We start from the raw sequence: 5,665 nt of genomic DNA on the forward strand, positions 1-5,665 counted from the left end.
TGCTAAATCAAAAATTTCTTCACCTAAAATATCTAATTTTTCCAAAGATAATTGTTCTATCTGAGTCTCGACTTCTGGAGATATTTCTCCAAATTTTCTGCGAATTTGACGTAAGATTTGTTTCACTACTCCAATTCCAATTCCTTCTTCCCGTCCTTCGTTTCTCGCGAAACTAATTTGTCCTTGTTTATCTCTCATCAACTTCTCTTGTTGCTCTACTTCCTCTAATTCTTTATTGTTTAAGTTAGCTCTATTTGCTATCTTTAATGCTGCTTCTATTTCTGATACTTCTTCCAATGATTCTGGTATTACTTCTAAATTTGATGCCGATTTAATAAAGTATATCCATTTATCGCTGAGGGTTTCTAAGGCTGACAATTCTTTTCCAAATTTGGGTAACTCTACAAACATTAATGTTAATTCATCTTCGTAATTAATCAATTCTGTCTCTTCTTTAAATCTGAATTTAGTAATCATTTTATCAATATCCTCAAATAAAACAAAATCGGCGATTGTTAAAGCTATAAAAGGTTGCAACATCATATAACCTTGCCCTACATCTAATTGATTTCCATAAGCTTTTGCTAAGTTATAAATTACTCGTTTTTTAAAATCTGCTACGTTCAATATTTGCATTTCAATAATGACGGTAGAGCCATTATCTAAAAGTGCTTTTACATCAAAATAAGTCTCTTTGATAGTGTTAGTAACTCCAGGGTTATAGGGGTTAATAATTTTGAGAGATTGAATAACATTTTGATTGTTATAAACTATGGCATTGAGAAAACTAATGAGGATTTTTTGACTGTGAATAGAACCAAATATTTTTTTAAAGGCAAAGTCGGTTTTGGGGCTAATAAATGTCATGGTTATATATTTTCTATAATTTCTATGATTTATGGTATACTATAGATTATAATTTAATCTGGATATTTATGACAACAAATAATCTCAGACAGAAAATATTAGAACGCCTGGAGCCACTATCGGGAGATCAAGTGAAAAATCTGCTCCGAAAATGGCTAGTAAATTCATCTGGTAATTTAGAATATTTTGAGGAATTACTGATAGATGAATCCGATAAAAAAACAGAGGAATTACTAGATTACGGAGAGATAGATTCAACATTAGATTTTATACCTTTGACGGAAGAGGAAATGATTGAGAAAAGTAAATTAGCCCTTGAAGATTATCGTCGTCGAGGGGGTTCAGTAGACCATAGTCGGGTGCGGGAATGGGCCGATAGTTTAGGAACGGATGCAGAAAAACCATGCCCGAAATAGTTTGGACAGACAAGGCTGTTGAAGACCTCAACCGTCATTATGAATTTCTGAAGATAAACAATGCTGATGCTGCTGCAAAGGCAGTACGAGAAATTGTTTCTTCTGGGGAAAGTTTACAGGAAAATCCCCGCCGTGGTACGCCTATAGGTGAGGTTTCAGGGTTGCGCAATTTTAGTTTCTTTTGGTAAATACGGTTATGTGATTCATTACACTATTCTTGAAGATGATGTTGTTATTTTGCGCGTTTACCACGGACGAGAAAATAGACCTCGCTAGTTTGGTGGTTTGGGTTGGTTAATGGATAGTTTGCTTGGGGAGCGATATAGCTGCCGCTAGGCTCCGCCAACGCTACTTCAGTTATCAGTTATCAGTTATCAGTTGTCATTGATGGTTTGCTTGAAGTAAAGATTGCTTTTGGGAAGTGTTGAACTCGATCAAGGTAGGTTGGGTAGAACGACAGTGAAACCCAACAACACCTTTACGTTTTACGTTTATGTTGGGTTGAGGTAACGAAACCAAACCTACAAATACTAATTTCCTCGTAATTCTCTGAGTCGATCTAGAGAGTTTTGATACCACTTTTGATTTCCTTGTTGTTTGTATAAGTCGGCAGCTTTTTCAAAGTCTGATATGGCTTTGTCAATATTCTTGTTACGCTTGTGAATCAAACCCCTGCTAAAGTAAACATTAACATATTTTGGATTGATTTGAATAGCTTGGTTAAAGTCATCGAGGGCTTTTTCATATTCTCCTTGCTCACGGTAAACAATACCCCTGCCAATGTAAGCATTAGTATATTTTGGATTGAGTTGAATAGTTTGGTTAAAGTCATCGAGCGCCTTTTCATATTCTCCCTGATTAAAGTAAGCATCACCACGATTATAGTGGGCATCAGTATGTTTGAAATTGATTTGAATAGCTTGGTTAAAGTCATCGAGCGCCTTTTCATATTCTCCTTGCTCACGGTAAACAATACCCATGTTGTTATAAGCATCAGCATACCTGGGATTAATTTTAATGGCTTGGTTAAACTCAGTAAGTGCCTTTTCATATTCTCTCTGTTTACGGTAAACAATACCTTTGTTATAGTAAGCATTAGCATATTTGGGATTGAGTCGAATAGTTTGGTTAAACTCAGTAAGTGCCTTTTCATATTCTCCGTGGTGGTAGTAAGCTAAACCCCTGGCATAGTATGCATCAGAAAATTTGGGATTGAGTTGAATAGCTTGGTTATAGTCAGCGAGCGCCTGTTCATATTTTCCCTGCTTACTGTAAACAAGACCTCGGTTCCTGTGAGCAAGAGGATACATGCGATCTAATAGAATAGCTTTGCTATAGTCAGGGATAGCCTTTTCGTATTCTCTCTGGTTATAGTAAGTCCAACCCCTGTTGTTATATAGAAGAGCAGAATCGGGATTGAGTCCAATAGCTATGCTATAGTTGAAGATAGCCTTTTCATACTCTCCCCGATTATGGTAAACAAGACCCATAAGATTGTAAGCTTTAGTCAATTTAGGATTGAGTCGGATGGCCTGCTCTAAGTCAGCAAGCGCCTTTTCATACTCTCTTCTATCATAATGCTCATCACCGCGATCGTAGTAACTTTCAGCATCCTGGGTTGGAGATCGTCCTTTAAAGTTCTTAAGAATGCTGGCTCCATCATTAACAATACCAACAATAACACCAATCATAGTTATTGTTGTCCCTATTATTGCTAACAACCTAACATTTGCAGGGCGTGGAGAAGGGTTTGGGGATGGTCTAGTCATTGGTAGTTTTGATTTAGTTAGTTAAAGGATAATTTGATTATAGATCGATCGCTTTCCTATGGAAATTAGGTTTTAGCGATCGCTTTTTTTTATAGACTACAAAAGCATCTTTTCAGATTTCGTATTAAACCAAAAGTTTTCAACTATTAATCCGTATATCCGTGCCATAATCCGTGTGAGCACCTCAACCTACACCTATTTTAGATGTGTCAGTCTACTACAATTTTTCTACTTTTTTTTCAAAATAAATAAGAAAAACCCCATTGCCACCATTCCCAATACCATACCAGGTTCGGGTACACTTAAAGTATCTAATGGGTTATCGGGGTTTGTTAACTCCTCCTTGCCATCTTCAACTTTCCGGTTAAAACGATCTGCTGCTGCTTCTGCACGTTTGAGTGCTTCCCGTTGTTCGTCATTCACCAAAACTATCATTGAAGAATATGGCGTAACTATTTTATATGTCTTGGCGATCGCGTGAATAGCATCCAACTCCTCCAGAGTCTCCAAGTTCATTTTTTTACTCAATCCCAAAACTAACTGTTGAGCTGCCAGAGGTGCAAAACTATCTTCTATTATTTCCCCATCAGATTTTTTATCCATAAACCAAGCATACCCATCTGCCACACTAACAACAGATTTTCCTAATTTTGATTTTGCGGTCACTTGCTGAAATACCTCGGTAAGTTTTGTCGCCACACCACCCCCACTTTTTTGCATCAATTTTAATGTGGCATCATCATAAGCAGGTGGCATTGCTCCCAAATGCAACATCCAGAGAGGAGCAGATAATTTCGGCATTTCTTGAGTGTCATCTGAGAGTTCGTAACTACCCTCGTCTGTCACAAATATCAACCCATTGTAGCGAGTATCCCCTCGTAACTGGAGAAATTGTTCTAGCATTTCTTGATATTGGAGGGTACCGAAAAATGTAACTTTCTCAGCATCAAACTGACTAATATCATCAATGCGTTCTGGTGGAAAACCGACATCAGTCAAATATATGTCTGCATCACCGTTACCAAAACTCAGGTCTCCAAAACCATTTGCCACCAACCAGTCAATATTCTGTTTTAATTCTTTGGTTTTATCCCTCATGCTGTAGGAAGTATCCACAACTACTGCAAACCGTTCGCTTTCTGGTAAAAATTTTTCCGGCGTTACTAATGGTTGAGCAGAAATTTGATATCCGTTGGGGAAATTTATCTGATGTTGTTGTGGAGTAGTTTCGGCAACTGCGGGAAGACTGGGTGGCAACCATGCTTCTCGATCGCCTCTGACAGACTTGGTATTGTAAATTCGTTTGGTGTTTTTATTCCAATAGATATTACGTTTCTCTGTCAACTCCGGTAAAGCAAAACTATTATTTTTTGCCATGACTTGATAAGTTAACCACAAGTGCATTTGTGTTGGTTGGTCTGGGTTATTTTTTCGTTCCCTTGCTGATAATTTTGCTGGTATGGGAAATGCTCGTAAACGATATTGCCGAGGTCCGACTTTTTCTAGGAGAGCAGGATCGACCGGACGTTCTCTTCTTACTTGAGAATTATAGACTTTTTGTGCTGCACCACGGGGCGAAACTTTGAAAGGAAAACGTTGGGCGCGGTTGTCAGTATCGCCTAACCAAATACCTGTAATAACTGCACTTTCTGGGAGGGTAAAATAATAGAAAATTTCTTGGGGTTCAAAGGTTTGATTTTCGTAAATTTCATATAGTTCTATATCTGCCCAGTCTCCATTTTCTGTAACATTAATTTCTTGGTTTTTCAGCCAGACTTTTTGTTCCCCAATATTTAATAATCCAGCTTTTACTTCATCTATATTTGCTGTCGATTGAAGACCATTAAGAATGGCTGTTTGTTCTGCTTTTTGAATTGGCGCATCGAAAAAATTACTGTAGAGTTTTGCTGCTTTTTGTTTGTCTTTATTGGAACCTTTATATAAAAAGGGTGACATAAGATGATTGAAGTAATCTTGTAATGTTTGATTAATTGATTCTGGCAAACCAAATGTGCTTCTGTACATGATGCGAATTTGATTACTTCTCCCAACCGTACTTAGATAACGATATGAGGATAAATAGGCATTAACTAATCCATCTCGAATTAAATTAGAATTGGCTAAAAGCTCTTGGCGATCGCTCTGATTTCTGACTGGTAAATCTAACATTTGAAAAACTACAACTTGGGGTTGTTGCTGAAATGAAACAAACATAATCATCCAAGCAGTTATCACAACTACAGCTCCTTGAAATGTACGTTGATGCCCATGTTTAAAAGCAAACATTCTCAATATTCTTTGCCCAGAATGAACGTATAAACTGGCTAGAGCTGAAGGCATAAATACAAATAAAGTTGTGGTTAAACCTAATAAAAATAAAGATGAGAGTAATGTAAATACATAACTAGGAGCGTAAGTTAACTCAGAAATAATTCCTTGAAGCCAGTAAAAAGAGAAAAATTCTCGTAACAACATTACAGATACTGGCACAGCATAAAATAGCAGTAATATTCCCACATATAAACCAGTTAATAACATGAGAGTATGGGCAAACATTTGTAACCATGATGCTAACCGATTTCGATTAGCATAACCATATAAAAGTTCCAGAGC

General features: G+C 37.1%; 5 protein-coding genes. 2 read left to right on the forward strand and 3 right to left on the reverse strand.

Going from position 1 to position 5,665, the window contains the following annotated elements; all coding sequences use genetic code 11:
- Positions 1-867 (reverse strand): Rpn family recombination-promoting nuclease/putative transposase (locus F6K22_RS29600; protein WP_293106377.1); only part of this gene is annotated, 867 nt, incomplete at its 3' end.
- A gap of 68 nt (positions 868-935) precedes the next feature.
- Between F6K22_RS29600 and F6K22_RS29605 the strand changes: the two genes are divergently transcribed.
- Both F6K22_RS29605 and F6K22_RS29610 read left to right on the forward strand, forming a co-directional pair.
- Positions 936-1,283 (forward strand): hypothetical protein, encoded by a 348-nt coding sequence (locus F6K22_RS29605; protein ID WP_293106379.1) that lies wholly within the window; start codon positions 936-938, stop codon positions 1,281-1,283.
- Complete coding sequence (locus F6K22_RS29610; protein ID WP_293106381.1) at positions 1,271-1,471, forward strand: type II toxin-antitoxin system RelE/ParE family toxin; 201 nt, start codon at positions 1,271-1,273, stop codon at positions 1,469-1,471. Before F6K22_RS29605 ends, F6K22_RS29610 begins: the two co-directional genes overlap by 13 nt.
- Positions 1,472-1,813: 342 nt before the next feature.
- On the opposite strand, the gene F6K22_RS29620 is transcribed toward F6K22_RS29610, so the two are convergent.
- On the reverse strand, positions 1,814-3,052 hold the full coding sequence (locus F6K22_RS29620) for a tetratricopeptide repeat protein (protein ID WP_293106384.1): 1,239 nt from the start codon (positions 3,050-3,052) through the stop codon (positions 1,814-1,816).
- Positions 3,053-3,280: 228 nt separating this feature from the next.
- On the reverse strand, positions 3,281-5,665 hold a 2,385-nt coding region (locus tag F6K22_RS29625; RefSeq protein ID WP_293106386.1), incomplete at its 5' end, for a TIGR02921 family PEP-CTERM protein.

This window comes from Okeania sp. SIO2F4, from assembly GCF_010672385.1.
GTDB lineage: Bacteria > Cyanobacteriota > Cyanobacteriia > Cyanobacteriales > Microcoleaceae > Trichodesmium.

Coding starts and splice junctions, on each gene's coding strand:
- F6K22_RS29620 (WP_293106384.1), bottom strand. CDS start 3,052: ATGACTAGACCATCCCCAAACCCTTCTCCACGCCCTGCAAATGTTAGG.
- F6K22_RS29605 (WP_293106379.1), top strand. CDS start 936: ATGACAACAAATAATCTCAGACAGAAAATATTAGAACGCCTGGAGCCA.
- F6K22_RS29610 (WP_293106381.1), top strand. CDS start 1,271: ATGCCCGAAATAGTTTGGACAGACAAGGCTGTTGAAGACCTCAACCGT.